The following is a 2,551-nucleotide window of genomic DNA, read 5'->3' on the forward strand; positions in this document are numbered from 1 at the left end:
GATTTGATGCGGTTTATTCAGGTTTTATGATTGGGCTATGAATAATCTAGGCTTAACATTATTGGCGGCCTTGACCAATACGATTCGGGCGACTTAATCATTAATAACAACTCTACAAAGCATTTTAAAGATCGTGATTGGGATGCTTATCGCAACCGTTCGATCGGATTTGTTTTTCAAAACTATAATTTAATTAGCCACCAATCGGTATTACAAAACGTAGAAATTGCGATGACATTATCCGGTGTTTCAAGCAGCGAACGAAAAGAACGTGCAAAACAAGCATTAGCTGATGTTGGATTATCAGATCATATTAATAAAAAACCAAATCAACTTTCAGGTGGACAGATGCAACGGGTTGCGATTGCAAGAGCACTTGTTAATAATCCTGATATTATTCTTGCAGATGAGCCAACAGGAGCACTAGATTCAAAAACAAGTACACAAGTGATGGATATATTACGTCAGATCGCTAAAGAACGATTAGTGATTATGGTGACGCACAATGAGGAAATTGCAAATCAATACAGTTCACGAATTATTCGATTTTTAGATGGACAGATTCAATCAGATAGTGATCCAATTGTAGATCAACAGGCAGACAGCGATCATCAACCTAGAAAATCTAAAAAACGCAATAAAACGTCAATGTCTTTATTTACTGCATTGTCACTATCATTTAAAAATTTACTAACGAAAAAGGGTCGGACGATCTTAACAGCTTTTGCAGGGAGTATTGGAATTATAGGGGTTGCGCTTGTGCTTGCGCTATCAAGTGGACTATCAAATCAATTGGATGTGATGCAAGGGGACACATTGGCAAACTTCCCAATTATGATTGATACGAATGAACAGTTTGTTGATTTTACTGAAATGGGACCTCCTGGATCACAAGGTACGACAAGTAACTATGAGGAGTTTCCTGACGATACGACGATTTACTCTTTTGATGTTATGGATTCTTTTGTCATGCATAAAAATATTTTGACGGATGAGTTTTTAGATTATGTTGCAAAAATTGAAGAAGAATTACCAGATCAAGTTAATAATATTGCATACTCTAGAGGTGTTGGCGTTAACTTATTGACAGAAGGAACAGACGGAGTTGTTAAGTTTGAGACTTCACTACAAGACCAAGCGATGCCAGGTTTTTCTGAATCAGCAATGGGTCTAAACCATTGGCATGAGATGCCAGAAGATCAAGATTTTATTTTAGAATTGTATGACTTGATTGGTGAAGATAGTCGTTTACCTGAAGCTGAGAATGAGATTGCAATTGTAGTCGATCAGTACAATCGATTGAGTACACAATTTTTAGATAAGTTAGCTTTAACTGATGACGAATATGATGCGACCGATTTTATTGGCAAGACGATGTTAAAAGTTCTTTCTAATGATGTCTATTATACAGAAACGGAAGATGGTTTATTTATTCCTGCTGCACCAGCCGATTACCAAAAATTATATAATGAAGCAGACGGTTTAGAATTAGTCGTGACTGGGATTTTACGTGTTAAAGAAGAGGCAGCAACGAGCTATTTTTCAGAAGGGTTTATTTATACATCTGACTTAACTGATCGGATTATTGCTGATGCACAGCAGTCAGTGATAGCTCAAGCCCAGGAAGATTCAGATATTAACTTATTGACAAATACACCGTTTCAAGCTGAAGAAATAAAAGAATATGCTTTAATCTATTTAGGTGCAACTACTACACCAGTTGGTGTCGATATTTATCCGACAGATTTTGAGGGTAAAGATGCAATTAAAGATTATCTTGATGAGTTTAACTTATGTAGGGATGAGGAAGATCAAATTGTTTATAATGATCTTGCTGAAATGGTAAGTGATATTATGACTGATATGATCAATACAGTTACGTATGTGTTAGTTGGTTTTGCTGCTATTTCACTAATCGTTTCAACAATTATGATTGGTATTATTACGTATGTGTCTGTAATTGAACGGACGAAAGAGATTGGTATTCTACGTAGTGTGGGTGCACGTAAAAAGGATATTTCTCGTGTCTTTAATGCTGAAACAATGATTATTGGCTTTGTTTCCGGTTCGTTAGGTATTTTAATTTCTTACCTACTGATCATTCCAATCAATAATTTAATTTATCATTTGACAGATATTGAGGGTGTGGCTAATTTAAATGTAACTGCTGCGACTATTTTAATTGTTGGTAGTATGATTTTAACTTTAATTGCTGGTGTGATCCCATCACGAATGGCAGCTAAAAAAGATCCAGTTGTGGCATTAAGAACTGAATAATTACTGAAGTCAACCAAGTCATTTATTGATTTGGTTGATTTTTTATAAAAACTCTCAAGTGATTCATTTTTTGAATGGGTATATATGACGTTTTTTAATTTATCGACAGTTTTTTAGGTGGAATTATGCTATACTTTATCTAATATACTCAACTTTCGCAGATAAAAATAAGCAAGTAAACCTTGATGTAGTAAGTAAGACGCATTGTTCATTGTCCATATTGACTTTTACTTATACACATGGAAAATTTAATCGCAGATCCTTATTTTGAGCA

General features: G+C 34.9%; 1 protein-coding gene. It reads left to right on the forward strand.

Going from position 1 to position 2,551, the window contains the following annotated elements:
- Positions 1-60: 60 nt before the first annotated feature.
- Positions 61-2,277 carry an ABC transporter ATP-binding protein/permease gene (locus ABD814_RS00985; protein WP_344909539.1) on the forward strand — a complete coding sequence of 739 codons (2,217 nt, stop codon included), beginning with the start codon at positions 61-63 and terminating at the stop codon, positions 2,275-2,277.
- The last annotated feature ends 274 nt before the right edge of the window (positions 2,278-2,551 follow it).

Source organism: Amphibacillus indicireducens, from assembly GCF_039539605.1.
In the GTDB taxonomy this organism is placed as follows: domain Bacteria; phylum Bacillota; class Bacilli; order Bacillales; family Amphibacillaceae; genus Amphibacillus; species Amphibacillus indicireducens.